General features: G+C 53.1%; 23 protein-coding genes. 17 read left to right on the top strand and 6 right to left on the bottom strand.

Features of this window, described 5'->3' with window-relative positions; genetic code table 11:
* The first annotated feature begins 8 nt into the window (after nt 1-8).
* The 8 genes from OGV94_RS17170 to cobO all read left to right on the top strand — a co-directional run bounded on the left by OGV94_RS17170 (nt 9) and on the right by cobO (nt 9341).
* Nucleotides 9-1454 (top strand): methylaspartate mutase subunit E, encoded by a 1446-nt coding sequence (locus tag OGV94_RS17170; RefSeq protein WP_003022957.1) that lies wholly within the window; start codon nt 9-11, stop codon nt 1452-1454.
* A complete protein-coding gene (locus OGV94_RS17165) occupies nt 1454-2695 on the top strand; it encodes a methylaspartate ammonia-lyase (protein WP_043015641.1) in 1242 nt (413 codons plus the stop codon). The genes OGV94_RS17170 and OGV94_RS17165 overlap by 1 nt, the downstream gene beginning before the upstream one ends.
* 3 nt (nt 2696-2698) lie before the next feature.
* The gene (locus OGV94_RS17160) at nt 2699-4069 is read left to right on the top strand and encodes an acyclic terpene utilization AtuA family protein (protein ID WP_047412553.1); all 1371 of its coding nucleotides are present in this window, start codon (nt 2699-2701) and stop codon (nt 4067-4069) included.
* The gene (locus OGV94_RS17155) at nt 4066-4383 is read left to right on the top strand and encodes a DUF4387 domain-containing protein (protein ID WP_043015639.1); all 318 of its coding nucleotides are present in this window, start codon (nt 4066-4068) and stop codon (nt 4381-4383) included. The genes OGV94_RS17160 and OGV94_RS17155 overlap by 4 nt, the downstream gene beginning before the upstream one ends.
* A 168-nt stretch (nt 4384-4551) precedes the next feature.
* Nucleotides 4552-5856 carry a dicarboxylate/amino acid:cation symporter gene (locus OGV94_RS17150; RefSeq protein ID WP_016152302.1) on the top strand — a complete coding sequence of 435 codons (1305 nt, stop codon included), beginning with the start codon at nt 4552-4554 and terminating at the stop codon, nt 5854-5856.
* A gap of 125 nt (nt 5857-5981) precedes the next feature.
* Nucleotides 5982-6983 (top strand): glutaminase A, encoded by a 1002-nt coding sequence (gene glsA / locus OGV94_RS17145; protein WP_075144968.1) that lies wholly within the window; start codon nt 5982-5984, stop codon nt 6981-6983.
* A 93-nt stretch (nt 6984-7076) separates the two neighbouring features.
* Nucleotides 7077-8729 (top strand): class I fumarate hydratase, encoded by a 1653-nt coding sequence (locus OGV94_RS17140; RefSeq protein WP_286523856.1) that lies wholly within the window; start codon nt 7077-7079, stop codon nt 8727-8729.
* 9 nt (nt 8730-8738) lie between these two features.
* Entirely contained in the window at nt 8739-9341 is a 603-nt protein-coding gene (gene cobO, locus OGV94_RS17135) for a cob(I)yrinic acid a,c-diamide adenosyltransferase (protein WP_043015636.1), read from the top strand.
* 73 nt (nt 9342-9414) lie between these two features.
* Here the strand turns inward: cobO and OGV94_RS17130 are convergent, their stop codons facing one another.
* Nucleotides 9415-10317, bottom strand: a complete 903-nt coding sequence (locus tag OGV94_RS17130; RefSeq protein ID WP_043015635.1) for a LysR family transcriptional regulator — start codon at nt 10315-10317, stop codon at nt 9415-9417.
* A 405-nt stretch (nt 10318-10722) separates the two neighbouring features.
* Here OGV94_RS17130 and cobA point away from each other — a divergent pair, with 405 nt between their 5' ends.
* Complete coding sequence (cobA, locus tag OGV94_RS17125; protein WP_075144969.1) at nt 10723-11511, top strand: uroporphyrinogen-III C-methyltransferase; 789 nt, start codon at nt 10723-10725, stop codon at nt 11509-11511.
* Here the strand turns inward: cobA and OGV94_RS17120 are convergent.
* Complete coding sequence (locus tag OGV94_RS17120) at nt 11490-12383, bottom strand: PocR ligand-binding domain-containing protein (RefSeq protein WP_047412561.1); 894 nt, start codon at nt 12381-12383, stop codon at nt 11490-11492. The two genes, cobA and OGV94_RS17120, sit on opposite strands and share 22 nt — an antisense overlap.
* A gap of 371 nt (nt 12384-12754) precedes the next feature.
* On the opposite strand from OGV94_RS17120, the gene otnK reads away from it, so the two are divergent.
* Genes otnK through OGV94_RS17080 form a run of 8 tightly spaced genes read left to right on the top strand, consistent with a single transcriptional unit; the run spans nt 12755 to nt 19509 of the window.
* Entirely contained in the window at nt 12755-14011 is a 1257-nt protein-coding gene (gene otnK, locus OGV94_RS17115; RefSeq protein ID WP_286523854.1) for a 3-oxo-tetronate kinase, read from the top strand.
* Nucleotides 14008-14652 (top strand): 3-oxo-tetronate 4-phosphate decarboxylase, encoded by a 645-nt coding sequence (gene otnC / locus OGV94_RS17110; protein ID WP_075144971.1) that lies wholly within the window; start codon nt 14008-14010, stop codon nt 14650-14652. Before otnK ends, otnC begins: the two co-directional genes overlap by 4 nt.
* A gap of 6 nt (nt 14653-14658) precedes the next feature.
* Entirely contained in the window at nt 14659-15468 is an 810-nt protein-coding gene (locus tag OGV94_RS17105) for a DeoR/GlpR family DNA-binding transcription regulator (RefSeq protein ID WP_170928037.1), read from the top strand.
* The gene (locus OGV94_RS17100) at nt 15449-16225 is read left to right on the top strand and encodes a hydroxypyruvate isomerase family protein (RefSeq protein ID WP_286523852.1); all 777 of its coding nucleotides are present in this window, start codon (nt 15449-15451) and stop codon (nt 16223-16225) included. The genes OGV94_RS17105 and OGV94_RS17100 overlap by 20 nt, the downstream gene beginning before the upstream one ends.
* Before the next feature lie 28 nt (nt 16226-16253).
* Complete coding sequence (locus tag OGV94_RS17095) at nt 16254-17066, top strand: beta-keto acid cleavage family enzyme (protein ID WP_286523850.1); 813 nt, start codon at nt 16254-16256, stop codon at nt 17064-17066.
* A 21-nt stretch (nt 17067-17087) separates the two neighbouring features.
* Nucleotides 17088-18434 (top strand): bile acid:sodium symporter family protein, encoded by a 1347-nt coding sequence (locus OGV94_RS17090; RefSeq protein ID WP_043015627.1) that lies wholly within the window; start codon nt 17088-17090, stop codon nt 18432-18434.
* Nucleotides 18435-18439: 5 nt separating this feature from the next.
* Entirely contained in the window at nt 18440-18859 is a 420-nt protein-coding gene (locus OGV94_RS17085; protein WP_043015626.1) for a GlcG/HbpS family heme-binding protein, read from the top strand.
* Nucleotides 18856-19509, top strand: coding sequence for an aspartate/glutamate racemase family protein (locus OGV94_RS17080; RefSeq protein WP_043015625.1), 654 nt, complete (start codon nt 18856-18858; stop codon nt 19507-19509). The genes OGV94_RS17085 and OGV94_RS17080 overlap by 4 nt, the downstream gene beginning before the upstream one ends.
* A gap of 98 nt (nt 19510-19607) precedes the next feature.
* On the opposite strand, the gene sucD is transcribed toward OGV94_RS17080, so the two are convergent.
* The 4 genes from sucD to sucA form a co-directional block, all read right to left on the bottom strand.
* Nucleotides 19608-20477, bottom strand: coding sequence for a succinate--CoA ligase subunit alpha (gene sucD, locus OGV94_RS17075; RefSeq protein WP_003022929.1), 870 nt, complete (start codon nt 20475-20477; stop codon nt 19608-19610).
* On the bottom strand, nt 20477-21643 hold the full coding sequence (gene sucC / locus OGV94_RS17070) for an ADP-forming succinate--CoA ligase subunit beta (RefSeq protein WP_003022927.1): 1167 nt from the start codon (nt 21641-21643) through the stop codon (nt 20477-20479). The genes sucD and sucC overlap by 1 nt, the downstream gene beginning before the upstream one ends.
* A 90-nt stretch (nt 21644-21733) precedes the next feature.
* Nucleotides 21734-22957: a 2-oxoglutarate dehydrogenase complex dihydrolipoyllysine-residue succinyltransferase gene (gene odhB, locus OGV94_RS17065; RefSeq protein WP_043015624.1), complete on the bottom strand. Its 1224-nt coding sequence runs from the start codon at nt 22955-22957 to the stop codon at nt 21734-21736.
* A gap of 14 nt (nt 22958-22971) precedes the next feature.
* A complete protein-coding gene (gene sucA, locus OGV94_RS17060) occupies nt 22972-25773 on the bottom strand; it encodes a 2-oxoglutarate dehydrogenase E1 component (RefSeq protein ID WP_043015623.1) in 2802 nt (933 codons plus the stop codon).
* Between the last annotated feature and the right edge of the window lie 288 nt (nt 25774-26061).

Here is a 26061-nt window from a genome sequence, read left to right as displayed (position 1 = left end):
AGCTACGAATGGAACTTCGAAATAAAAAATTGACCCATGACGAATTCATGACCGAAAGGCATCAGGTGTTACAAACCTGGGAAACCGGCAAAGACGTTGAGAACTTCGAAGATGGTGTGAAGTACCAGCAATCAATTCCAGATAAAAAGCGCTTCTCCCTTGCCTTGCTGAAGGCCGATCAGGAAGGAAAAACCCTGAGCCAGCCGCGCGCAGGCGTAGCATTAATGGATGAGCATATTGCGCTACTCAAAACATTGCAGGAAGAGTGCGACCTCCTGCCGAGCACAATCGATGCCTATACCCGTCTGAACCGCTATGAAGAAGCCGCTGTCGGGATCCAGAAATCTATCGAAGCAGGTACTTCCAAACTGAATGGTTTACCGGTCGTCAATCACGGGGTAGCTGCCTGCCGCCGGATGACTGAATCGCTGGAAAAACCGATCCAGGTTCGCCACGGTACGCCGGATGCGCGCCTGCTGGCAGAAATCGCAATGGCCAGTGGCTTTACCAGCTACGAAGGCGGCGGTATCTCCTACAACATCCCTTACGCTAAACGCGTCACCCTGGAAAAATCCATCCGCGACTGGCAGTACTGCGACCGCCTGATGGGCCTGTATGAAGAGAACGGCATTCGCATCAACCGTGAACCGTTTGGCCCGCTGACCGGCACTCTGATCCCGCCGTTTATGTCCCATTCGGTGGCCATTATCGAAGGTCTGCTGGCGCTGGAACAAGGCGTGAAGTCAATTACCGTCGGCTACGGCCAGGTCGGCAGCCTGACGCAGGATATCGCCGCTATTCAGGCGCTGCGCGAACTGTCTCACGAATACTTCCATAACCACGGCTTCGACGATTACGAACTGAGCACCGTTTTCCACCAGTGGATGGGCGGATTCCCGGAAGATGAAGCGAAAGCCTTCTCCGTTATCGCCTGGGGCGCAGCGGTTGCAGGTATGTCGGGCGCTACAAAAGTGATCACCAAAAGCCCGCACGAAGCGTTCGGTATCCCAACAGCAGCAGCTAACGCTCAGGGCCTGAAAGCGTCACGCCAGATGCTCAACATGGTCAGCGACCAGAAATTCCCGCAGTGCGCTGCCGTGGAACAGGAAGTAGATCTGATTAAGAGCGAAGTCCGCGCGGTACTGAAAAAAGTCTTCGAGCTGGGCAATGGCGACATTGCGCGCGGCACGGTGCTGGCCTTTGAAGCTGGCGTGCTGGATGTACCTTTCGCTCCTGCCGCCTGTAACGCCGGTAAGATCCTGCCTGTTCGCGATAACACAGGCGCAATCCGTATTCTTGAAGCCGGTGCCGTTCCGCTGCCGAAAGATATTCTCGCCCTGCACCACGACTATGTCGCAGAGCGCGCACATTTTGAAGGCCGCAAGCCTTCTTTCCAGATGGTCATTGATGACATCAACGCCGTATCCCACAGTAAATTAATAGGAAGACCATAATGAAAATCAAAAAGGCCCTTTTCACCGCTGGCTACTCCTCATTTTATTTTGACGATCAGCAGGCCATCAAAAATGGCGCCGGTCATGACGGGTTTATCTATACCGGCGATCCGGTAACGCCTGGATTTACCTCTGTTCGTCAGGCGGGTGAATGCGTTTCCGTGCAGCTGATTCTGGAAAATGGCGCGGTAGCGGTGGGCGATTGCGCAGCGGTGCAATATTCAGGCGCAGGCGGTCGTGACCCGCTGTTCCTGGCTGAAAACTTTATTCCGTTCCTCAACGATCACATCAAACCGCTGCTGGAAGGCCGTGACGTTGATGCGTTCCTGCCAAACGCCCGTTTCTTTGACCAACTGCGTATTGACGGTCATCTGCTGCATACCGCCGTCCGCTATGGTTTGTCTCAGGCGCTGCTCGACGCTGCGGCGCTGGCTACCGGTCGTCTGAAAACTGAAGTGGTTTGCGATGAATGGCAACTGCCGTGCGTGCCGGAAGCCATTCCATTATTTGGTCAGAGCGGCGACGACCGTTATATCGCCGTTGATAAGATGATCCTTAAAGGTGTGGACGTCCTGCCGCATGCGCTGATCAACAACGTGGAAGAGAAGCTGGGCTTTAAAGGCGAAAAACTGCGTGAGTATGTACGTTGGTTATCCGACCGCATCTTAAGCCTGCGCACCAGCGAACGTTATCACCCGACGCTGCACATTGATGTGTACGGCACGATCGGTCTGATCTTCGATATGGATCCGGTGCGCTGCGCTGAATACATCGCCAGCCTGGAAGTCGAAGCCCAGGGTCTGCCGCTGTATATCGAAGGTCCGGTTGATGCCGGCAACAAGCCGGATCAGATCCGCATGTTGACCGCCATCACCAAAGAGCTGACTCGTCTGGGTTCCGGCGTGAAAATTGTCGCCGACGAATGGTGTAACACCTATCAGGATATCGTGGACTTTACCGATGCGGGCAGCTGCCACATGGTACAGATCAAGACTCCAGATCTTGGCGGCATTCATAACATTGTTGATGCAGTGCTGTACTGCAACAAACACGCCATGGAAGCCTATCAGGGCGGTACCTGTAACGAAACGGAAATCAGTGCCCGCACCTGCGTACACGTGGCACTTGCCGCGCGTCCAATGCGCATGCTGGTTAAACCGGGTATGGGTTTCGATGAAGGTCTCAACATCGTGTTTAACGAGATGAATCGCACCATCGCGTTGTTGCAAACTAAGGATTAAGAGATGGCACGCACATTTAAGATCTTATCGCCTACGGCTATCCTGGGTTATGGCTTCCCGGAAGAAAGTTTTCGTAAAGCCATGGAAGAGTCACCGGATCTTATTGCTGTTGACGCAGGTTCCTCCGATCCAGGCCCCCACTACCTGGGGGCAGGTAAACCCTTTACCGACCGGGCCGGCGTGAAACGCGATCTGCGCTATATGATTGTGGCGGGCGTTAAGAACAACATCCCTGTCGTGATCGGCACCGCCGGTGGTTCTGGCGCAGCTCCGCATCTGGAGTGGTGTCGCCAGATAATCCATGAGATCGCACAGGAAGAAAAACTGACCTTCTCAATGGCGCTGATCCCGTCTGATGTCGACAAAGAAATCGTCCATCAGGCACTGGATAACGGCAAGATTACTGCGCTCGATTTTGTGCCTGAATTAACTCACGAGGCAATTGAAGAGAGCACCTACATTGTCGCGCAGATGGGCGTCGAGCCTTTTCAGCGTGCGCTAGAAGCTGGCGCGCAGGTGGTCCTGGGCGGACGCGCCTACGATCCCGCCTGCTTCGCCGCGCTGCCGATAATGCAGGGCTTTGATGAAGGTCTGGCGCTTCATTGCGGTAAGATCCTTGAGTGTGCTGCCATTGCTGCCACCCCAGGCTCTGGCTCAGATTGTGCGATGGGGATCATTGACGACAACGGCTTTACGCTGAAGGCGTTCAATCCCAAGCGTAAGTTCACAGAAACGTCCGCGGCGGCGCACACGCTGTATGAGAAGTCCGATCCGTACTTCCTGCCAGGACCAGGCGGCGTACTAAACCTGAAAGCGTGCACCTTTACCCAGGTTAACGAGGGTGAGGTGTATGTCAGCGGTTCACGTCATGAAGAAACACCGTATGCATTGAAACTGGAAGGCGCGCGTCAGGTTGGCTTCCGCTGCCTGACCATCGCCGGAACGCGCGACCCGATTATGATTGCCGGGATTGACACCATTCTCGAAGAGGTACAGGCAAGCGTTGCGCGTAACCTCTCACTGAATGACGACAGTATCCGCATGACGTTCCACCTGTATGGTAAGAACGGCGTGATGGGCAACCATGAACCAATGAAAACCGCCGGTCATGAACTGGGGATTTTACTGGATGTCGTTGCGCCGACGCAGGATATCGCCAACAGCGTTTGCTCGCTGGTGCGCTCTACCCTGCTGCATTACGGCTATGAAAATCGTATTGCGACTGCGGGCAACCTCGCCTTCCCGTTCTCGCCATCTGATATTCAAAGTGGACCGGTGTATGAGTTCTCGATCTATCACCTGATTGAAGCGAGCGATGCGCTGCGTTTTGATTTCCACATTGAACAGGTGACGCCAGAAGGAGTTCAGGCATGAAACACTCAATTTGTTCACTGGCGCAGGTTATTCGCTCCAAAAACGCCGGACCGTACGAACTGGTTTTAGATATTTTATTTAAAACCAGGGAAGACTATCAGCGGGTAAAAGCCTGCGAGCAATTAACGCCGCAGCTGATTGCCGGTTTATATAACGTTGAACCAGACTTTATTCATAATATCGTGTGGTTCGATCCGGCGAATGCCGTAAAAATAGTCATGCCGCGCGATATTATTTCCGGCAACGTTGGTGACAATGATGTTTATGGTGCGCAGCAACACGCCCCATTATTAAGTATTGAGTTCGACTTGTAACAAAAAACACAATAACAACCATTGGAGCACAGAATTCAGCGGTATCACAGTGCTTCGAATTATTCATGCGGTTGGTCACAACAGGCGTGCGTCTGAGCTGCTGTCCAGGCTCAGGCGCGCACCACCCTACACAATTCCAATTACCAGCCTTTATCCGATGGAGTACACATGAAGAAAATAAGTTTAACGAAGATGATCATATTAGGCCTGATACTCGGCATGATTGCCGGGGTGGCCATAAATAATATGGCCGCGGCTGAAACAGCAAAATCCTATGCAGCAGATATTTCCATTTTCACCACTATATTTTTACGCATGGTGAAAATGATTATCGCGCCATTGGTTATTTCAACTCTGGTTGTTGGTATTGCCAAAATGGGCGATGCCAAAACGCTGGGACGTATATTTTCGAAAACCTTCTTCCTGTTTATTTGCGCCTCTCTGGTGTCAATTGCACTGGGTCTGGTTATCGTTAATATTTTCCAGCCAGGCGCTGGCATCAACTTTGTTCCGCATGACGTCGGAGCTGTTGCCGCCGTTAAATCAGAGCCGTTTACGCTGAAAGTGTTCATCTCGCACGCAGTGCCGACCAGTATTGTCGACGCAATGGCGCGTAACGAAATTCTGCAGATCGTGGTGTTCTCAATTTTCCTCGGTTGCAGCCTGGCCGCAATTGGTGAAAAAGCCGAACCGATTGTGAAGGTTCTGGATTCACTGGTGCACGTCATGCTGAAACTGACTGGCTACGTCATGCTGTTTGCGCCACTGACCGTTTTTGCCGCTATTTCAGGTCTGATTGCCGAACGTGGTCTGGGCGTGATGGTCAGCGCCGGGATCTTTATGGGTGAGTTCTACCTGACGCTGGGTATGCTGTGGGCGATCCTGATTGGCCTGTCAACTATGATAGTCGGGCCTTGCATCGCACGTTTAACGAAATCAATCCTCGAGCCGGCGCTGCTGGCCTTTACGACCTCCAGTTCTGAAGCCGCCTTCCCGGGCACGCTGGACAAGCTGGAAAAATTCGGTGTTTCTTCAAAAATCGCCAGCTTCGTTCTGCCTATCGGTTACTCCTTTAACCTGGTCGGATCCATGGCGTACTGCTCCTTTGCTACCGTCTTTATTGCCCAGGCGTGCAACATCGAACTGAGCATGGGCGAGCAAATTACCATGCTGTTAATCCTGATGCTGACCTCTAAAGGGATGGCGGGCGTACCGCGTGCATCCATGGTGGTTATCGCCGCAACCCTGAATCAGTTCAATATCCCGGAAGCCGGTCTGATCCTGCTGATGGGCGTCGATCCGTTCCTCGATATGGGTCGTTCCGCCACCAACGTCATGAGTAACGCAATGGGTGCTGCCATCGTGGGCCGTTGGGAAGGTGAACACTTCGGCCAGGGTTGCCGTGGAACAGCGCCAGTGAAGACCCCGGAGCAGGAACGCCCGGTTACCGAAACAGAAGTCGCTTTGTCCTGATACTACGTTAATGCCGGATGGCGCTTGCGCTTATCCGGCCTACATAACGTTTAACTATCCGTAGGCCGGATAAGGCGGTACGCCGCCATCCGGCACCAAGATGAGCACACCAACAGGAAAGCACCATGACTAAAACTCTTCTCGGCGTGAGTATTTTTTCCTTCAGCGTTTTGTTTAGCGCAACGACTCTCGCGCAAACCACGCCGGATTACGCAAAGCTTATCGACCAGGCACATCAAAAATATAAAAGTAACAACGATGGTAAAGTCGCCGACTACATCCCTGCCCTGGCGACCTACAGCCCGAATAATTTTGCCATCACCATTGCCACGGTGGACGGCAAGATCTATCAGGTTGGCGATGTTAACAAACCCTTCCCAATGGAATCCCTGAGTAAAGTCTTCACCATGGCGCTCGCCATGGAACAGCACGGTCCTCAGGTCGTGCTGGATAAACTCGGGGCCAATGCCACCGGCATGCCTTTCAACTCCGGTTTAGCGGTTGAGCTAACCAAAGGCGCGCCAGAGAACCCGCTGGTTAACGCCGGGGCGATGAGCGCCGTAAGCCTGATTGAAGCCAAAGACAAAACCGATCGCTGGAACAAAATCCTCGACAACCTGAACGTCTGGGCCGATGCCAAACTCACGGTTAACGAGCCGGTTTTCCAATCCGAGATGGAAACCAACCAGCACAATCAGGCGCTGGCGAAGCTGATGGAATCCTATAACAGCTTCTATGGCAACACTGACGAAGCCGTCGAAATTTATACCCGCCAGTGCTCGGTAGATATCACCGTTGAGCAACTGGCCAAAATGGGTGCTGTACTGGCGAACAAAGGCAAATCTCCATTCAACGGCAAGCAGTTGTTGAATGAAAAATATGTTCCACAGGTGCTGGCAGAAATGGCGATTGCCGGACTGTACGACGGCAGCGGTAAATGGCTGTACACCGTTGGCATCCCGGCGAAAAGCGGCGTCGGCGGCGGAATGGTGGCCATTGTCCCGGGGGAATATGCGATTGCCGTCTATTCTCCGCCGCTGGATGAAGCCGGTAACAGCGTTCGCGCCCAGAAAACAATCGAATACGTTGCTGAAGCGACGCAGGCCAATGTCTTTTTAGCAAAATAACTTGATGCCGGATGACGCTTCGCTTATCCGGCCTACGAGTAGCGCATTTATTTACGCCGTGATGCGGCAAAAATGAAGAGGTGAGAAGTAAACATGTCTAAACCATTTGTCTGGCAGGAACTCTTTGTTCAGAGTAAAGATAATACAGAATATGAATTACTGAGTAACCTGCACGTAACGGTCTCGGAGTTAGACGGAGAGGAAGTGATTAAGGTTGCGCCAGAAGCGTTAACCTTATTAGCACAGCAGGCGTTTTATGAGGCTTCATTTTTCCTGCGCGCCGGACATTTAAAACAAATTGCCAGCATTCTGCACGACCCTCAGGCCAGCAGTAACGATAAGTACGTCGCATTACAACTGCTCCGCAATGCTGAAGTTTCGGCCAAAGGCGTCCTGCCCAACTGTCAGGATACCGGGACAGCAACCATTGTGGCCTGCAAAGGACAACATGTCTGGACTGGCGGCGATGACGCAGAAGCATTAAGCAAAGGCGTGTACACCACCTTCATCGAAAACAACCTGCGTTATTCGCAAAATGCCCCGCTGGACATGTATACCGAGGTCAATACCCAGACTAACCTGCCGGCACAAATCGACATTAGCGCCACGCCGGGCAACGAATACCGTTTCCTGTTCGTCAACAAAGGCGGTGGCTCTGCCAACAAAGCGGCGCTGTACCAGGAAACAAAATCCATTCTGCAGCCGGAAAAACTCACCGCGTTTCTGATCGAAAAAATGAAATCACTGGGCACAGCCGCCTGCCCGCCGTATCACATCGCTTTCGTCGTTGGCGGCTTGTCCGCCGACCAGGCGCTCAAGGTTGCCAAACTGGCTTCAACCAAATATTACGATAACCTGCCCACCAGCGGCAACGAACTGGGTCAGGCATTCCGCGATACAGCACTGGAAGCCGAGCTGCTCAATGCCAGCCGTGAATTTGGCATCGGCGCGCAGTTTGGCGGCAAATACTTTGCCCACGATATCCGGGTTATTCGCCTGCCACGTCACGGCGGATCCTGCCCTATCGCGATGGCCCTCTCCTGCTCAGCCGACCGCAACATCAAGGCCAAAATTAACAAACACGGAATCTGGCTGGAGAAACTCGAGCATAATCCGGGCAAATTCATTCCTGATTCACAGCGAGTAGAAAACGGTGCCCAGACCGTACAACTGGATCTGAATCGTCCGCTGCGCGAGATCCTGCATGATCTCTCCACCCTGCCAATAGGCACGCGTTTGTCGTTAAGCGGCCCGATTGTTGTCGCTCGCGATATCGCCCACGCTAACATCAAAGCGCGACTGGATAACGGCGAACCGATGCCGGAATACATGAAAAAGCATATCGTTTATTACGCAGGTCCCGCCAAAACCCCGGAAAATCAGGCCTGTGGCTCAATGGGTCCCACCACCGGCGGGCGTATGGATGGGTATGTCGATGCTTTCCAGGCGCAAGGCGGCAGCCTCATTATGCTCACCAAGGGTAACCGCAGCCAGCAGGTCACTGATGCCTGCCACAAACACGGTGGATTTAGCCTCGGCAGCATTGGCGGTGCCGCAGCCCTGCTGGCTCAGCAGTACGTGAAAAGCCTGCAGTGCCTTGAGTATCCAGAGCTGGGAATGGAAGCGGTGTGGATGATGGAAGTTAAAAATATGCCTGCCTTCGTATTGGTGGATGACAAAGGCAATAATTTCTTTAGCCAGTTTGAACAGCAGCATCGCTGCGCAACCTGTCCGGCAGGACATTAAGGAGTCATCATGGAAGCGCGAGCCAATAATGACAGGCACCGCCAGCGTCAGCAGAAACTGAAAGAACAAGTTGATACCCGCGTGGCGGCGGCAACGGAGAAAAAAGGGATCCTGATTGTCTTCACTGGCAACGGTAAAGGCAAATCCACCGCAGCCTTTGGCACAGCAACACGCGCGGTTGGTCACGGAAAAACCGTTGGCATCGCGCAGTTTATTAAGGGCCAGTGGGATAATGGCGAGTACAACACGCTGCAACCTCTCGGCGTCGAATTTCATATTATGGGCACCGGATTTACCTGGGAAACCCAAAATCGGCAAGCGGATATTGAGGCGGCGACGGTAGTCTGGCAGGAAAGTAAGCGCATGCTGGCTGATGCGCAGTACGATCTGGTGGTGCTGGATGAGCTCACCTACATGCTGGCTTACCACTATCTGGATACCCAGGAGGTCATCAGCGCTATCGAAAATCGCCCTGCGGAGCAAAGCGTCATCGTTACCGGGCGCGGATGCCATGCGCTGTTGCTGGAGCTGGCCGATACGGTCAGTGAAATTCGCCCGGTCAAGCACGCGTTTGACAGTGGAATTCAAGCACAGGTTGGGATCGACTGGTAGTTGTTCTTTTGCCGGAGACGATGCTAAGGCGTCTTATCCGGCCTACCAATCTTGTAGGCCTGATAAGCCACCATCAGGCAGCCGATACCACGGATTTATTCAACAGCCAGTCGCGGAAGATCTGTAAATGCGCGGACTCCGATTTCTCTTCACGCCACGTCATGATGAAACGGTTCCCGGTGCGCATCGGAACATCACAAGGAATGACCATATCACCACTATCCAGATCGTGCTGAATGGCAAAACGGGGAAGCAGCGCAACCCCAAGATTAGAACGGACCGCGGCAATCAGCATCGACAACAGATCAAATCTCGGGCCTTTATTGACCAGCGGGCTGCTGACGTCGGACAGCGCAAACCATTCCTGCCAGCCTTTGATTCGTGTGCTCTGGTGCAAGAGCGGGTATTCATTCAGCAGCTCTTCAACAGCCAGTTTCCGTTCCGGTTCGGCCAGCAGACAGCGGCTGCATACCGGCAGAATTTCCTCTTCAAACAGATACTCAACCCCTGACCACGGCGAGTAGAAGTCTTCGCGCATAATTGCCGCGTCATACTCACGATTGAGAAAATCACCCTTATTCGCCAGCGAATGGATGTTTACGATAATATCTGGATTGAGTTTGTTAAACTCGCGCAGGTTTGGGATCAGCCAGTGCGTACTGAACGTCGGATTCACCGCCAGCTCAATAACCTGTACGGTCGGCTGCCAGGTCATTATTGTGGTCGTATCGCGCTCGAGCTTATTTAACGTTTCCTTAACGATATTTAAATAATGTTTGCCGGCCGCATTTAAAAAAATACGTTTTTTCGCATGATTAAATAGCGCGGTATTAAGAAAATCCTCCAGCGCATTCACCTGGCGGAAAACAGCACTTTGTGTTAAAGCCAACTCTTCGGCTGCCCGGGTATAACTTTCGTGACGCGCAACCACTTCAAAAGTTACCAGCAACTCCGTCTTGGGTATTTTTCCTCTCATAACCTCTTCCATATGCAGCGTACAAAAATAGTTTAATAAATAAAAAATAATTCAAGACACCCAGATAAGCATCGAGAGTTATATTTTATTTTATCCATTGATGTCATTGATCCAATCCATGATTTACTCACACTGATGGCGGATAAATATTAACCAATAATACTCAAGCACAACAATAAACACAATTTAAATAAGGTTAAACCTAAGTAAATAGTGCCAATAAGTTCTTAATAATTTTTCAAGTCATCTTGTTTATTGCAGAAAAAACTTTGCGAGATTAATCAATATTATCCATGCGATAATTCTGGATAATTTCACGTTATAACTTACGGGCAAACGACTGCTTTTAATCATTCCTTGATGTAGTTTCTGCCACTTTTTGATAGACGTGATAAAGGACACACTGTGAAAACTTTCGGAAAGGTCTGGCTCGTTGGAGCAGGTCCCGGTGATATTTCATTACTGACTCTCAAAGCGATGATGTGCATTAAACAGGCTGACGTCATTATTTACGATCGGCTGGTCAATCCTAAAATTTTGGAATGGGCATTACCTGATTGCCTGCTCGTGAATGTCGGCAAAAACCCAGGCTTCCATTGTGTTCCCCAGGATGAAATCAATGCCCTGCTGGTCCAGTATGCCCACACGCATCACAACATCGTGCGCCTCAAAGGTGGTGATCCCTATGTTTTTGGCCGCGGGGCTGAAGAGGTAGAGGACCTGGTTGAGACTGGCATCCCTTTCGAAGTCGTACCGGGTATTAGTTCTACTATTGGTGGCCTGACCTATGCCGGGATCCCAGTGACACATCGCGATTTTGCCTCCGGCTTTCACGTGGTAACGGGTCACACACGGGAAGGCAATCAGCAGCAGGACTGGCGTCAACTGGCGAAGCTTAACGGTACGTTGGTCATCGTCATGGGTATCGCCAATCTGGCGTTTATCTGTGAAGAGCTGTTGATGGGTGGGAAATCAGCAGACACGCCCGCCGCGCTAATTATGTCCGCGACCCGAGAAAATCAACGCCGCCTGACCTGTACGCTCGGTTCATTACTGAGTAAAGCTCAGGAAGCGAACATCCTTCCACCGGCGCTGATTGTCATCGGTGATGTAGTGACCCTGAGCGATCGGCTCTCTTTTATACCTGAAGCCATCACACTGCCAGAAAACCTTTACTGCGAAAGTCTGGCGTGACGAAAAGACTGGGGCGACGTTTGATGCGCCGCCCGAAAAACGCGGCAAAAGTAGCTGGTTTGTGCGTATTGCAGTTTCCGCGCAATACTGTCTATAGAATGAACCGGATCGTGTAATAACTCCCCCGCTTTTTGCATTCTTTTCTGACTTACCCAGGTTTTAAAATTAACGCCCTGGCGTTTCTTGAAAAACCGGCTGAAATAGTTTGCGCTTAAGCAAACATGAGCAGCGACGGCTTCCAAAGACAATTCACCATACAGATTTTCATCAATGTAACGCAGCGCCGCCATAAGTTTTTTCTCGTGACGCGAAGGTTCAGTAAAATAATGACGAGCGTAACGGGTTGGCGGAACTGAAATCTCCTCAGTAATCAACTGTTCTTTCTCAAAATTATCAACAATAAAACTTAACAAATTTGCTGCTGCCGCCAGCGCATTATTATCTACTACCGCAGACTGGCCCCACTCAGCTTTAAGCATGGGGTTATCAACCCATGAGAATTTATTATCAATAACGATAGCTTTATATTCCTGAAACTTTACCCGCACCTGCCCGCAGATAATAAAACCGTAAAGATGCCCCTCTCGAATTAATGGCATCGAGAACAGGCTTAGTCCCGCATGACAGGTGAGTACTTTGGGTTTAAGCTGTTTTAACGCCTCAAAAGCACAATACTTGTCGCATTTTTGGCAACCCGCTCGATAGCGTTCATCCGCACGCATTAATGAGCAAAACGAATTAAAATTATGACACTTAGACACCGCCTTACCATTAATATCAACGACGACCGTAGCTAACCCGGTTGCACGGGAGAAGAGTTCTGCGATAGAGAAAAAACGTTGTAAATAGTCATCCTGGATTTTCAGCGGCACGTTATCCTCCGGCATTAACAATATTAAAGTCGCTAATATGCAAAATTTAGTCTCAAGAAAGAATGATGCTCACCGCAAAAAATAATCTCATTTATGCAGATGATTATGATCAATCGGCAAGAGAATTATGCGACCACGATAATACTCCGTTGCACACCGCTGACTTCACTTTCTCAAAGATTAACGAATCTTCACACTCTCTTGTGAGACTCTTTTCGCAACACTCAACATCTATCTCTATTATTTTCAATAGATTACTCATTTTTACTGTGAATCAATGATGTGCTTATTTGTGATAATCATCATGTGAATGTGAAAGGCCCTCCTGAATAATATGTTCAATTAGCAAACAATCTGAACGGAGTTGATCCATGGCCGTCACCACAGGCGTTATCGCCGACGATTTCACCGGCGCAACGGACATTGCAAGCTTTATGGCGCAGCAGGGGTGGCGCGTTGCGCTATTGCCTGGAATGCCTGATCCCGCTCAATGCTGGAATGAAGAGGTTGACGCTATCGTCATCTCGCTAAAAAGTCGCTCTTTACCCGCAGAACAGGCCGTCGCACAGTCTCTGTCCTGTGCCCGCTGGCTGAAACAAAAGGCAGGCGTCCGCCAGATCTATTTTAAATATTGTTCAACGTTTGACTCCACGCCAACAGGCAACATTGGACCAGTCAGCGATGCGTTGATGAACGACCTGCAGACTCCTGTGATCGTCCACTGCCCCGCCCTGCCGCAAAACGGGCGCACGGTGGTGCACGGCCATCTTTTTGTAAACGGCGTACTGCTTAACGAGTCCGGAATGGAAAAGCATCCGCTCAATCCCATGACCGATGCCAGCCTGCCGCGCCTGCTGAGCGCGCAAACGCCAGGCGCGGTTGGCTGCATCAACCTCAGGACGCTGCATCAAGGTGTGGAAGCGGTCACTAACGCTCTGGCCCAACTTCAGGCTGAAGGTATGCGTCACATTATCGTCGATACGCTGGATGAAGCAGATCTCAACACGCTGGCGCAAGCACTCCATGCCAGTCCTCTGTTAGCCGGGGGCTCCGGGCTTGGCGGCGCGCTGGCCGCCTGCGCCAGAGGTCAGCAACCTCAGCCGTCGGACGCTTTTCCACTGCCTGCCAAAACGGTGGTGTTCTCCGGTAGTTGCTCGGCGATGAGCAATCGTCAGGTTACTCGTTATAAGGCCGCGGCAGCATCTCGAGTACTCGATGTCGCTCGCTGCCTGTCTGATGCAGAACGCTACACCGATGAACTGTGTGCCTGGACGATGACGCATATCAACGACCCATTCGCGCCGATGATATACGCCACCCAACCGCCAGACGTACTCACACGCATTCAACAGGAGTACGGCGAACAGGCTGCCAGCCAGGCAATCGAACACACTTTTGCCCGACTGAGCGCCAGGCTACAGGCTGCAGGTGTAAACACCTTTATTGTCGCAGGCGGAGAAACATCCGGCACCGTGGTGGAAGCCTTGCAGGTGAAGCGTCTTTCCGTTGGCAAAGCCATCGCGCCAGGCGTGCCGTGGGTCTTTTCTTCCGGTCTGGCGCTGGCGCTGAAGTCAGGCAACTTTGGTGACGAAGATTTCTTTTTTACTGCCCAGGAGTACGCATTATGAATCCGGTGAGTGAACACCAACTGCGCGAACTACTCGTCCATTATGGCCGTTCCCTGTTTATGCGCGGCTACAGTAGCGGCGGTTCCGGCAATCTCAGCGCCAAACTGCCGGATGGCGGCTATCTGGTGACCCCGACCAACTCCTGTCTGGGCGAGCTTAATCCGGCCACGCTAAGTCGGCTTGATGCCAACGGCGTTCATCTCAGCGGTGACAAACCCTCAAAAGAGGTGCCCATGCATCTGGCGTGGTATCGGCATCGCCCATCCTGCGGCGCTGTCGTGCACCTGCATTCTCCATGGCTGACCGCGCTCTCCTGCCTGCCGTGCACCACGCCGGAAAACTGTCTGCCGCCATTAACGCCGTACTACGTGATGCGCGTCGGGCAGTTGCCGCTGCTGCCTTATTTCAAGCCAGGCCATGAAGGTATTGCCAGCGCGCTGAGTGAAATTGCAGCAGACCATACGGCAGCGCTGCTGGCCAACCACGGGCCGGTAGTAAGCGGTCGCTCGCTGCGTGAGGCAGTGTTTAACGCCGAAGAGCTGGAAGACAGCGCCCGCATCTGGCTGACGTTAAAACCGCTCGGCTATGTTCCGCTCTCAGAAGAGGCGGTGGCCGAACTTGAACATTCCCGACAAGCGTGAGGTGAGATGATGATCCCCGAGCAACGACGTGATTTTATCTACCGCTACGTGCACGAAAAAAATGCCGCCTCATTTAATGAACTGGCAGATTTGATGAGCGTGTCGCATATGACCGTGCGCCGCGACATTCAATTGCTGGAAGAAGAAGGCAAAGTTATCGCCATTAACGGCGGTGTGAAGCTCAACAACCTGTTGAAATCGGAACTGCCATGGCGGGAAAAAGCCGAGTTGAATCATGACGTGAAGCGCAAAATGGGCCAGCTTGCCGCAATGCTCATTGAGCCCGGACAAACGCTGTATCTGGATGCCGGAACGTCGTTGTTTGAAGTGGCGAAAGCGGTCGCCGCCAGCCACTGTTTCAATCTGACGGTAGTCACCAACGATTTTTCCATCAGCCACTATTTGATGGATATGCCGCACATTACGCTCTATCACACCGGCGGTCTGGTGGATCAACGTAACCGCTCATGTCTTGGAAAAAGCGCCGCCAGTTTTCTGCGTACCATTAATATTGACGTGGCGTTTCTGAGCTCCTCGTCATGGGATACCGAACGCGGTATGTCGACACCGAGTGAAGGGAAAGCCTCGGTCAAAGAAGCGGTGCTCACCGTCTCCCGGCGTCGGGTGTTGGTCTGCGACAGCAGTAAGTTTGGCAAATACGGCATGTTTCACATCTGCGGTCTGCAGCAGTTGACCGACATTATTTCTGATAACCGGTTACCGGAAAACGCTCAGCAAACTATTGCCAGTCAGGGCGTTAAGCTGCATCTGGTTGATGGCCGGGAGGGTGCGCGCCATGCTGAAGTTAGCGGCTAATCTAGACTGGTTGTTTACAGATTTACCGATAGCGGCGCGATTTGCGGCGGCGCAGGCGGCCGGTTTTCGCGGCGTAGAAGGGCTGTTTCTCTGGCAGCAGCCGCTGGAGCATTTGCGAGCCGCTCAGCGGGAAACATCCCTGCCGGTGGTGCTGATGAACGCCCCGGCTGGCAACTGGGCGCAAGGTGAACGAGGGCTGGCCGCACAGCCCGATCGAGACAAAGAATTTCGCCATAGCCTGAACGTGGCGCGCGATTATGCCACGGCGCTGGGCTGTCGCCGGGTTCACGTTATGGCCGGCTTGCGCTGCGACGACCTGACGCTACACGCCCAGCGCGATCTCCTGACGAACCGGCTGCGCATCGCCTGCGATGTGATGGCAGACGCGGAAATCGATGTACTGATTGAACCATTAAATTCACAGGATATGCCCGGTTATTTTATTGACAGCTTTCCTCTGGCCGAGTCAATTATTCACGAAGTTGCCAGGAAAAATATCGGCTTACAGTTTGATATTTACCACTGTCAGAAAATTCATGACAACGTGGCGAAAAATATCGAACGCTATTTTACCCTTATTAAACATTTTCAAATCGCTTCTGTTCCTTATCGTCATGAACCGGGAACCGGGGAATTAAATGAAACATGGTTATTTGATTTTATAAGAAAAATGAATTACCAGGACTGGATTGGCTGTGAATATCAACCGTCAACATCAGGGCCCGACTCATTAAACTGGATGACGCCTTACCTATAATTTTAATATCTCTGTACCGGAGGAAAAAATGTCGGATACTGTTATTATTTCGCTGGCACCTGTTGCCGCGGATTGCCCCAGAGTTATACCCGAAGAACTGGCGCAGGAAATACTCGCCAGCGTAGAACATGGCGCGTCCATCGTGCATTTACACGTTCGCGATAAACAAGGACGCCTGACACCAGATACTACCGACTTTCAGGCAACCATCGACCGCGTAATGCGCCATTCGGACCTGATTATTCAGGCTTCTACCGGCGGCGTCTCTTCAATGTCCATCGCCGAACGCTGCGCGCCACTGGACTGCCCCGGCGTGGAAATGGCTTCGCTGAACGTCGGTTCCGTCAACCTTGGTGATGCGGTGTACTTTAATCCCGCTCCGGATGTGGAATATTGTTCCCGGCAAATAACCGAACGCCATATTATTCCAGAGTTTGAAGTTTTTGAAATCGGCATGATTAATAACATCCTGATGCTTGAAGATAAAATAAAATTTCAAAAACCCATGCTCTTTAATATCGTTCTCGGTCACCGCGGCAGTACGCCTGCTACCGTTGACGCATTAATTGCTTTGCGTAGCATGATCCCACGCGACGCCTTATGGGGAATTAACCATTTTGGCAGAAAGAATTTCGATATTATCGCTGCTGCCGTCGCTATGGGGGCCAGTGAAGTGCGAATCGGCTTTGAAGATAGTTATTATTTAAGCACCGAAGAAAAAGCGCAGCATAATTATCAGCAGGTCGCCAAACTCGCTACGCTCATTCAGAGTATGGATAAAAAAGTCGCCACACCGGAAATTGCGCGGCGCATGTTATCTATTCCTCCCCGGCAGCAATAACAACAGCAAGGACATTTCAACATGACTATGACCACTGTTATTCACAAAACCGGACTCGGCGTCAGCGTTGCGGGCGCGGCGCTGGCGATTATCGGCGCACTCATCCAGTCCGCGGCCCTGTGGCAGCCGGGGCTGGTGATGTTCACCGCCGGATTCGCCGCCGGTGCAGGCTACTGGCCTGGTTTACGCAGCTATCAGTTTACGCTGTGGATCATCGCCGGTTTTGTTGCCGCCATGACCTGGTCTACGGATCTGATCGTCTGGGGCGGTTTCAATATCACCCATAAATGGATCGTGTTCCTCGTGATTCAGGCCACCATGTTCAGCATGGGCACTAAGCTAACGATCCAGGATTTTATTGATGTCGCCAAAATGCCGTGGGCCGTGTTTATCGGTACCTTCTGCCATTTCGTGATCATGCCCCTGCTCGGCCTGACCATCACTCTGGTATTCAATTTTCCGCCTGAAGTCGCGGTAGGCATTTTATTGATTGGCGCTTGCCCCAGCGGTCTCTCGTCGACGGTGATGGTTTACATCGCCAACGCCAACCTCGCGCTGGCGGTGTCAATCGCCGCCGTCTCAACGCTGGCGGCAACGGTGATGACGCCGCTGTGGGTTAATCTGCTGGCGGGTTCGATGATCGATATCCAGCTCACCGCGATGGTGATGGACGTGGTGAAAATCGTATTAATTCCCATCGGCGCGGCAATTCTGCATGACTATCTGAAAACCTATGCAGGCGTACGCGGTCGCCGTGTTGTGCAGGTGCTTGCCGGGATCGGCGCACTTTGGCTGCTGTATATGATTGCCGGCGGCTGGGACGCGCTGTTTGGTCACGCCAGCGCCGAAGCGCAGATGTACGCGGTAGTCCTCAACTTCGTGGCAGGCGGTCTCGTCTGGGCATTGTTCTACAACTGGCTGTATGGCCGCGTGGCGGGCGTGAAGAAGGTCATGCCAACCATCTCAATGATGGGGATCATTTTCTTTACCACCACCGCAGCCGCAGCCGGACGCGACAACCTGGTACAGGTCGGCTTCCTGCTCTGCTTCGCCATGTTGATGCACAACCTCGGTGGTTTCCTGATTGGCTATCTGATGAGCCGCTGGATCTTCCGCATGGACGTGCAGTCTGCCCGTACCGTGGCCTTTGAAGTCGGACTGCAAAACGGCGGTATGGCGTCCGGGCTTGCCGCGGCGATGGGCAAACTGGCAACTGTTGGCCTCGCATCAGCGGTGATGACACCGCTGGGCAACGTTAGCGGCTCGCTGCTCGCCAACTACTGGCGCAAAAAAGACGCCAGACAGGCGCAGGCAGCTGCAGCCAAAGATCCCGTTCAACCCGCTTGCGAAAATCTGTCGAAAGGATAATCACGATGAAAACTCTCACTCTGGGACACGCCCTGCGCGCCGTAACCTGTGCGCTAGAGCTCGCCGAAACATGTTACGCAAATCGCCCATTAAGCGTCGCCGTATGCGATACCAATGGAGAACTGCTTAGCTTTGCGCGGATGGATAACGCCAAACTGTTAACCATCGAGTTAACCCAGCGTAAAGCGCGCACCAGTAGCCGCCTGGGCTGCACCACGCAGGCATTTTTACAGCGTCTGCAGAAAGAGCAACTGGATATTGGCTATTTTGCCGACCCGCGTTTTACAGCGCTGCCGGGCGGGATCCCGATTCTGCACCAGGGGAAATGCCTCGGAGCCGTCGCGGTAGGCGGTTTATCCGCACAGGAAGATCATGATGCGGCGCTGGCCGTCGCGGAAACGTTACTCAAGGAGATTGCCCAATGAAAAAAGTCGCCATGCTGCATACCAGTGCAGCCACGCTTGCGATGATGCAACAACTGATCGCCGACATTATGCCGGACGTGGAAGTTATGCACCTGGTTGAAGAATCCATGATCAAGCAGGTAATGAAGGCCCAGGGCGTGACGCCAGATATTGCCGCTCGTATCGCCGACTATGTGCATATTGCTGAAAAGGCGGACTGCGATATCTTTATTACCGCCTGTTCCTCAATTGGTACTGCGGTGGAACAATGCCAGTTTATGACCCCACTCCAGCTCGCGCGCATTGACTGCGCGATGGTGGAAGAGGCGATTGAAAAAGGCGAGCGGATCGCCGTGCTGGCTACCGTCGCCACCACGCTGAAGCCGACGCTGGATTACGTGCAGCGCAAAGTCCAACAGAGCGGTCAGCAGCGCACTATCACGCCGATATTAATGGAAGACGCCTTCCATGCGCTGTTAGCGGGAGATATGGACACCCATGACCGTATCGTCAGTGAAGGATTACAGAGCGCCTTTAGCCAGGCGGATGTCGTGATGCTGGCGCAGGCCTCGATGGCGCGGGTGTTACGGCAGCTCCCTGCCCCGCCGGTACCGGTAATGACCTCACCGGAAAGCGGCATTCGCTGGCTGAAGGCGCTGGCGGAAAGCTGAGTTACGGGCAAAAAAAAGGCCATCATCAGATGGCCAACCATGTCGAAACGGGACCAGCCCTTGACTATGCAGAGAGTCAGGGCTGTTTTTTTTAGTTCTTACTTAATAACGGTTTTCAGCGCTTCGCCGATATCGGCCAGGCTACGAACAGTTTTCACGCCTGCGGCTTCCAGCGCAGCAAATTTCTCATCCGCCGTACCTTTACCACCTGCGATGATTGCCCCCGCGTGGCCCATACGTTTGCCTTTCGGCGCGGTAACGCCAGCGATGTAGCCCACAACCGGCTTGGTCACGTGATCTTTGATATAAGCCGCCGCTTCTTCTTCCGCGCTGCCGCCGATCTCACCGATCATGACGATCGCTTCAGTCTGCGGATCTTCCTGGAACAGCTTCAGGATGTCGATGAAGTTAGAGCCAGGGATCGGGTCGCCGCCGATGCCCACACAGGTAGACTGGCCGAAACCGTAGTCGGTGGTCTGCTTAACCGCTTCATAGGTCAGCGTACCGGAACGGGAAACGATGCCCACTTTACCCGGCTTATGAATATGGCCCGGCATGATGCCGATTTTGCATTCGCCCGGGGTGATAACGCCTGGGCAGTTCGGGCCGATCATGCGCACGCCGGCTTCATCGAGCTTCACTTTCACGGTCAGCATATCCAGCGTCGGGATGCCTTCGGTGATGGTGATGATCAGTTTGATGCCTGCATCAATCGCTTCCAGAATGGAGTCTTTGCAGAACGGTGCCGGAACGTAGATAACGGTGGCGGTGGCGCCGGTCGCTTCTACCGCTTCACGTACGGTGTTAAACACCGGCAGCCCCAGGTGCGTGGTGCCGCCTTTGCCAGGCGTAACACCGCCGACCATTTGTGTTCCGTAAGCAATCGCTTGTTCAGAGTGGAATGTCCCCTGGCTACCGGTGAAGCCCTGGCAGATAACCTTGGTATCTTTATTAATTAAAACTGACATTATTTCCCCTCCACTGCGGCAACAACCTGCTGAGCTGCATCCGTCAGACTTTTCGCTGCAATAATATTCAGGCCGCTATCAGCCAGTTTTTTCGCGCCGAGTTCAGCGTTGTTACCTTCCAGACGGACCACGACCGGAACGTTAACGCCCACTTCTGCTACCGCGCCAATGATACCGTCAGCGATCAGGTCGCAACGTACGATACCGCCGAAGATGTTAACCAGTACGGCTTTAACATTGTCGTCAGAGAGAATAATTTTGAACGCTTCGGTTACACGCTCTTTGGTCGCGCCGCCGCCCACGTCGAGGAAGTTAGCCGGTTCGCCGCCGTGCAGCTTAACGATGTCCATGGTGCCCATTGCAAGGCCCGCGCCGTTAACCATACAACCGATGTTGCCGTCCAGTGCGACGTAGTTCAGTTCCCACTGTGCAGCCTGCGCTTCACGCGGATCTTCCTGAGACTGGTCGCGCATTTCACGCAGGTCAGCCTGGCGGAACAGCGCGTTGCCGTCAGCGCCCAGTTTGCCGTCGAGGCAAATCAGGTCACCCTGTTTGGTCACTACCAGCGGGTTAATTTCGATCAGCGCCAGGTCGCGCTCCAGGAAGATAGTCGCCAGACCCATGAAGATCTTGGTGAACTGCTGAACCTGTTTACCTTCCAGGCCCAGTTTGAACGCCAGCTCACGGCCCTGGTAAGGCATCGGACCTGCCAGCGGATCGAGCGCCACTTTGTGGATCAGGTGCGGGGTTTCTTCCGCCACTTTTTCGATTTCCACGCCGCCTTCGGTGGAGGCCATGAAGACCACGCGACGGGAGCTACGGTCAACAACTGCGCCGAGGTAGAGTTCTTTACCAATGTCGGTCGCGGCTTCAACCAGAATCTGATTTACCGGTTGACCATGGGCGTCTGTCTGGTAAGTAACCAGACGTTTACCCAGCCAGTGCTCAGCAAAAGCGCGAATGTCTTCTTTGCTGTTTACCACCTTCACACCGCCCGCTTTACCACGGCCACCAGCGTGAACCTGACATTTCACTACCCACGGGCCTGCGCCAATTTTTGATGCAGCTTCTTCGGCTTCACGCGGAGTAGTACAGGCATAACCCACCGGTGCCGGTAAGCCATAGCGGGCAAAAAGTTGTTTTGCCTGATATTCATGTAAGTTCATGTGTTCTGTCCATCCTTCAGGTAATCGTTATCTTTTACCCGTAGGCCTGAAAAGCGTCCAGACCTACGGGGCAGGTGATACTCTTATTAACTACACGTCCAGCAGCAGACGCGTTGGATCTTCCAGCAACTCTTTAATGGTTACCAGGAAGCCCACTGACTCACGACCATCGATCAGACGGTGGTCATAAGACAGCGCCAGATACATCATCGGCAGGATTTCAACCTTGCCGTCTACGGCCATCGGACGATCTTTGATGGCATGCATACCCAGGATGGCGCTCTGCGGTGGGTTGATGATCGGCGTAGACATCAGGGAACCGAACACGCCACCGTTAGTGATGGTGAAGTTACCGCCCGTCAGATCTTCGACCGTCAGCTTGCCGTCGCGACCTTTAACTGCCAGTTCTTTGATATTTTTCTCGATATCAGCCATACCCAGCAGATCCACATCACGCAGGACCGGCGTGACCAGGCCACGCGGCGTGGAAACCGCCATGCTGACATCAAAGTAGTTGTGGTAAACCACGTCATCGCCGTCGATGGACGCGTTCACTTCCGGATAGCGTTTCAGCGCTTCAACGACCGCTTTCACGTAGAAAGACATAAAGCCCAGACGGATACCGTGGCGTTTTTCGAACGCGTCGCCGTACTGCTTACGCAGATCCATGATTGGCTTCATGTTGACTTCGTTGAACGTGGTCAGCATGGCGGTGGAGTTTTTCGCTTCCAGCAGACGCTCGGCTACGCGTTTGCGCAGACGGGTCATCGGAACACGTTTTTCACCACGAGCGCCCAGCGCAGGCTGTGCGGCTGGTGCTGCTGCCGGTGCTTTTGCTTCTGCTTTCGCAGCCGGAGCTTTGGCCAGATGTTTTTCAACATCTTCACGGGTGATACGACCGCCAACGCCGGTGCCGTTGATAGCGCTGGCTTCGAGGTTATGCTCACCCAGCAGGCGACGGATCGCCGGGCTCAGGGCATCGTTATTCTGCTCAGCAAGAGATGCCTGCTGGCGCTGCGCCGGGGTAGAATCTTTTTCTTCAGACTTGGCACTGGTCTCTTTACCGGTGCTGTTGCCTTCACGCAGGCGACCGAGGATCTGGCGAGAAGTGACGGTCGTCCCTTCATCTTCCAGAACCGCATCAAGAATACCGTCCGCTGATGCCGGTACTTCCAGTACCACTTTGTCAGTTTCGATTTCTACCAGTACTTCATCACGACGTACTGCATCGCCCGGTTTTTTGTGCCAGGTTGCAACCGTTGCATCCGCTACGGATTCAGGCAGGTCGGGAACAAGAATATCTACGCTACTCATTATTTATCCTTTATTTAATCGACGTTCAGCGCGTCATTAACCAGATCTTGCTGCTGCTTCTGGTGAACAGACATATATCCTACTGCCGGAGAGGCAGAGGCCGGGCGACCTGCATAACGCAGAGCTGACCCAAATGGAATTACTTCACGGAAATGATGCTGGCTGCAGTACCATGCGCCCTGGTTGAGCGGCTCTTCCTGGCACCAGACAAAATCATGTACATGAGCAAACGGTTTCAGCGCTTCCTGCACCGCTTTATGCGGGAACGGATAGAGCTGTTCGATGCGCACAATGGCGACATCTTTTTGGTCGTTTTTGCGGCGTTGCTCCAGCAGGTCGTAATAAACCTTACCAGAACACATCACGACACGCTTCACGCCTTTAGGGTCAAGTTCATCGACTTCGCCAATGGCTGGCAGGAAGGCGCCATTTGCCAGTTCGTCCAGCGTAGACACCGCCAGCGGATGACGCAGCAGCGACTTCGGTGACATCACCACCAGCGGACGGCGCATACCGCGCAGCGCCTGACGACGCAACATGTGGTAAACCTGTGCAGGGGTAGACGGGACGCAAACCTGCATGTTTTGCTCAGCGCAAAGTTGCAGATAACGTTCCAGACGCGCGGAGGAGTGCTCCGGACCCTGACCTTCATAGCCGTGCGGCAGCAGCATAACCAGACCACACATACGGCCCCATTTCTGCTCGCCGGAAGAGATGAACTGGTCGATAACCACCTGCGCACCGTTGGCGAAGTCGCCAAACTGCGCTTCCCAGATGGTCAGCGTACGCGGTTCTGCGGTGGCATAACCGTACTCGAACGCTAACACGGCTTCTTCAGACAGTACTGAGTCCCATACGCGGAACGTGCCCTGTCCGTTATGCACATGCTGCAGCGGCGTGTAGGTTGAACCGTTCGCCTGGTTGTGAATCACCGCGTGACGGTGGAAGAAGGTTCCGCGACCGGAATCTTCACCCGACAGACGAACCGGAATGCCTTCGTCGACCAGCGTGGCGTAGGCCAGATTCTCTGCGCCGCCCCAGTCGAACAGCTTCTCGCCTGCGGCCATGGCCTGACGGTCGCCGTAAATTTTGGCAACACGCGACTGCATTTCAACCGCTTCAGGCACGGTGCTGATGCGTTTTGCCAGCTCCTGCAGACGCTTCATCTCAACTTTGTTCGGGTAGTTTTCATCCCACTCATGGTTGAGGTACGGCGACCAGGTGAAGGAGTGCATATTCATTGGACGCCACTCTTTCACCACGCATTCACCAGCATCCAGCGCGTCACGGTACAGATTGACCATTTCGGTCGCATCTTCCAGCGTGGCGACGTTGTCCGCTTCCAGCTTGTCAGCGTAGATTTTACGCGGGGTCGGATGCTTTTTGATTTTCTGATACATCAGCGGCTGGGTTGCGCTCGGCTCGTCAGCTTCGTTGTGGCCGTGACGGCGGTAGCACACCAGATCGATGAAGACATCGCGTTTAAAGGTATTACGGAAATCCAGCGCCAGACGCGTCACGAAAGCGACCGCTTCCGGGTCATCCGCGTTGACGTGGAAAATCGGCGCCTGAACCATCTTACCGATGTCGGTGCAGTATGGTGTGGAACGCGCATCCAGCGGGTTAGAGGTAGTAAAGCCCACCTGGTTGTTGATGACGATGCGAACGGTACCGCCCACTTCGTAACCACGCGCTTTCGACATGTTCAGGGTTTCCTGAACTACGCCCTGCCCGGTAACTGCCGCGTCACCGTGAATGGTGATTGGCAGGACTTTATTGCTGCTCGGCTCGTCCAGCCTGTCCAGACGTGCGCGTACGGAACCGATAACCACCGGGCTAACGATTTCCAGGTGCGATGGGTTAAACGCCAGCGCCAAATGCACCAGACCGCCTTCGGTTTCGATATCCGATGAGAAGCCCATGTGGTACTTCACGTCGCCAGTGCCGAGGTGTTCTTTATGTTTGCCCGCAAATTCGTCGAACAGTTCCTGCGGGCGTTTGCCCAGCACGTTAACCAGCACGTTCAGACGACCACGGTGCGCCATGCCCAGCACCACTTCACGGGTACCGCTGTTACCAGCGTGGCGGATCATCTCTTTGAGCATTGGGATTAACGCATCACCGCCTTCCAGCGAGAAGCGTTTTGCGCCCGGGAACTTAGCGCCCAGGTAGCGTTCCAGACCTTCTGCTGCGGTCAATTCGCTAAGGAAGCGTTTTTTCTCTTCACTACTGAACGCGGCACGGCCAGACTCGATACGCTGCTGAAGCCAGCGTTTTTCTTCGGTGCTGGTGATGTGCATATACTCGGCGCCAATCGGGCCGCAGTAGGTTTGTTTCAGCGCGACAACCAGGTCGCTCAGCTTCATCGTGTCTTTGCCGCCGGCAAAAGAACCTACGTTAAAGCTTTCCTGGAAATCCGCATCGGTCAGATCGTGGAAAGACGGGTCCAGATCGGCCACATTTTCTTGTTGCCACAGTCCCAGCGGATCGAGATTCGCATGCTGATGACCGCGGAAACGATAGGCGTTAATGAGCTGCAGGACTTTAACCTGCTTCACATTGGCATCAGGGTCGGAAATAGAAGAAGAGTAACGTGGGGTAATCAACGCCTGTCGACGGAAATAATCACGTGTTTTTGAGTGGAGTTGATCCGGTTTGACTCCGGTACCAGGTAACTGCTGGAACGTCGAACGCCAGTTAGCATCTACCGAGTCAGGGTCGGTTAAGAAGTCTTCATAGAGCTGTTCTATCCAGCTCTGGTTAGAACCAGAGAGGTAAGAAGAGTCCAACCAGGCTTTCAAAGCGCTGTTCTGCATCGTGATCCCTTAAGCATCTTTTCTGCTTATTTAATACTCTAAATAGATCACGTTTCAGGAAGGCGGCAAGCTTGCGAATCCCCGGGAGCTTACATCCAGTAAGTGACCGGGGTGAGCAAGTGCAGCCAACGCACATGCAACGTGATCTATGACGAGTATTTCGCCGTGGATACTACCACGCACACCGATGTGCGTGCCGGGGTTCACTTGCGAGCTCTTTTTCTTTGGCTCGCGAAGGAACCTTTAAAAACTGTCAGAGATAAGAGGCAGTTTTTAGAGGTTTCCTGC

This window comes from Citrobacter sp. Ce006, from assembly GCF_030336535.1.
Taxonomy (GTDB): domain Bacteria; phylum Pseudomonadota; class Gammaproteobacteria; order Enterobacterales; family Enterobacteriaceae; genus Citrobacter; species Citrobacter europaeus.
This window is presented reverse-complemented; position numbering and strand designations above follow the sequence as displayed.

Coding starts and splice junctions, on each gene's coding strand:
- sucD (WP_003022929.1), bottom strand. CDS start 20,477: ATGTCAGTTTTAATTAATAAAGATACCAAGGTTATCTGCCAGGGCTTC.
- OGV94_RS17130 (WP_043015635.1), bottom strand. CDS start 10,317: ATGAGAGGAAAAATACCCAAGACGGAGTTGCTGGTAACTTTTGAAGTG.
- OGV94_RS17150 (WP_016152302.1), top strand. CDS start 4,552: ATGAAGAAAATAAGTTTAACGAAGATGATCATATTAGGCCTGATACTC.
- OGV94_RS17090 (WP_043015627.1), top strand. CDS start 17,088: ATGACTATGACCACTGTTATTCACAAAACCGGACTCGGCGTCAGCGTT.
- cobO (WP_043015636.1), top strand. CDS start 8,739: ATGGAAGCGCGAGCCAATAATGACAGGCACCGCCAGCGTCAGCAGAAA.
- OGV94_RS17095 (WP_286523850.1), top strand. CDS start 16,254: ATGTCGGATACTGTTATTATTTCGCTGGCACCTGTTGCCGCGGATTGC.
- otnK (WP_286523854.1), top strand. CDS start 12,755: ATGGCCGTCACCACAGGCGTTATCGCCGACGATTTCACCGGCGCAACG.
- OGV94_RS17100 (WP_286523852.1), top strand. CDS start 15,449: ATGCTGAAGTTAGCGGCTAATCTAGACTGGTTGTTTACAGATTTACCG.
- OGV94_RS17155 (WP_043015639.1), top strand. CDS start 4,066: ATGAAACACTCAATTTGTTCACTGGCGCAGGTTATTCGCTCCAAAAAC.
- sucC (WP_003022927.1), bottom strand. CDS start 21,643: ATGAACTTACATGAATATCAGGCAAAACAACTTTTTGCCCGCTATGGC.
- glsA (WP_075144968.1), top strand. CDS start 5,982: ATGACTAAAACTCTTCTCGGCGTGAGTATTTTTTCCTTCAGCGTTTTG.
- OGV94_RS17140 (WP_286523856.1), top strand. CDS start 7,077: ATGTCTAAACCATTTGTCTGGCAGGAACTCTTTGTTCAGAGTAAAGAT.
- OGV94_RS17160 (WP_047412553.1), top strand. CDS start 2,699: ATGGCACGCACATTTAAGATCTTATCGCCTACGGCTATCCTGGGTTAT.
- otnC (WP_075144971.1), top strand. CDS start 14,008: ATGAATCCGGTGAGTGAACACCAACTGCGCGAACTACTCGTCCATTAT.
- OGV94_RS17085 (WP_043015626.1), top strand. CDS start 18,440: ATGAAAACTCTCACTCTGGGACACGCCCTGCGCGCCGTAACCTGTGCG.
- OGV94_RS17105 (WP_170928037.1), top strand. CDS start 14,659: ATGATGATCCCCGAGCAACGACGTGATTTTATCTACCGCTACGTGCAC.
- OGV94_RS17080 (WP_043015625.1), top strand. CDS start 18,856: ATGAAAAAAGTCGCCATGCTGCATACCAGTGCAGCCACGCTTGCGATG.
- OGV94_RS17165 (WP_043015641.1), top strand. CDS start 1,454: ATGAAAATCAAAAAGGCCCTTTTCACCGCTGGCTACTCCTCATTTTAT.
- OGV94_RS17170 (WP_003022957.1), top strand. CDS start 9: ATGGAACTTCGAAATAAAAAATTGACCCATGACGAATTCATGACCGAA.
- sucA (WP_043015623.1), bottom strand. CDS start 25,773: ATGCAGAACAGCGCTTTGAAAGCCTGGTTGGACTCTTCTTACCTCTCT.
- odhB (WP_043015624.1), bottom strand. CDS start 22,957: ATGAGTAGCGTAGATATTCTTGTTCCCGACCTGCCTGAATCCGTAGCG.